The organism is Paraburkholderia sp. BR14312 (genome assembly GCF_040948675.1).
GTDB classification, from domain to species: domain Bacteria; phylum Pseudomonadota; class Gammaproteobacteria; order Burkholderiales; family Burkholderiaceae; genus Paraburkholderia; species Paraburkholderia nodosa_A.
Genome location: NZ_JBFPKI010000056.1, coordinates 1 through 1,271, shown reverse-complemented (window position 1 = coordinate 1,271; position 1,271 = coordinate 1). Strand labels below are relative to the sequence as shown.

Here is a 1,271-nt window from a genome sequence, read left to right as displayed (position 1 = left end):
TGAAGTGCTGGTCGACGCGCTTGATGCCGCGATAGACCGTCTGCCGGATCCGTCCGATGGTCTTGCCCCAGCCGAAATGCTCTTCGATTCGTTTGCGGATGATCTGGCTAATCCGGTAGCCCGCATGCCGCGAAGTGCGACCGTCGATTGCGCTGCCGCCCCAACGCTCATCGTTGCGCGCGACATGCGGTGTCACGTTGCGAGCGCGGCAATCGTTCACGAATTCGCGGGTGTCATACGCCTTGTCGGCGCCAACTGTCTTCGCATGAGCGCCTGGCACGCAATCGAGCAATTGCAACGCGCTGGCCCGCTCGGCAAAACCATCTGCGTGACTGACCACGGCGCCGACCACCAGCCCCGAGCGATTCTCCATCAGGATGTGCACGTGATAGCACAGGATGGCCGGGCTCTTGTGGCTCTTCTTGAACAATCGCGCCTCCGGATCAGTAGTCGACTCGTGCGTGGCATTCCTACGTCGCTCGCCTTTCCAGTCAGTGTCGGCGTTGCGGCCACCGCCGGCCGGCGGACCATCGTCCGGGCCGTCCTTGCTGCGGAAGCTCTTGTGACTGGCCCACGCCTGAATCAGCGTGCCGTCCACCGAGAAATGGTCTCTCGACAGCAAGCCCTGCTTGTCCGCCAGGCTCATGACTTCGGTGAAGAACGCTTCCACGACTTCATGCTCCAGCAGCCGGTCGCGGTTCTTCGAGAACACCGAGTGGTCCCACACGGCGTCCTCAATCGCCAGCCCGACAAACCAGCGGAACAGCAGGTTGTAGCGCATCTGCTCCATCAGCATGCGCTCGCTGCGCACCGAGTAGAACACCTGCAACAGCAGCGCCCGCATCAGCTTCTCAGGCGCAATCGAGACACGGCCGGTGTCCGCATAGATGACGCTGAACAGCCCGTTGAGTCGTTTCAACGCATCATTCACCAGCAACCGGATCGGTCGCAATGGGTGATCTGCCGGGACGAAGTCCTCCAGCTTGACCGTCGTGAACAGGGGCTCCTGCATCTCATCCATTCCGCGCATCGTATCCGCTGCCAAAGATCATGAACACGATATCCATAACGCTTGTCCCTCAAACCCCGTTTACACGGGATCCAAATTCAACAGCCTGCTAAAGCTCCGTAATCGCCTGTCTAACAGGCTGTTGAAATACCTCCCGCATACGTCATCCGGGCGGGAGGGGTAAACGTTGAAACAAAGATTCGGACAACACTGAGACTGAAGCGATGCGCGGAGCGGACGGCTATACCGAGTCGATGTTCAC

1 protein-coding gene is annotated in these 1,271 nt (G+C 59.8%); it reads right to left on the bottom strand.

Going from position 1 to position 1,271, the window contains the following annotated elements; all coding sequences use genetic code 11:
• Positions 1-1,021 (bottom strand): IS5 family transposase (locus AB3X98_RS41955; protein ID WP_368610453.1); only part of this gene is annotated, 1,021 nt, incomplete at its 3' end.
• Positions 1,022-1,271 lie beyond the last annotated feature (250 nt).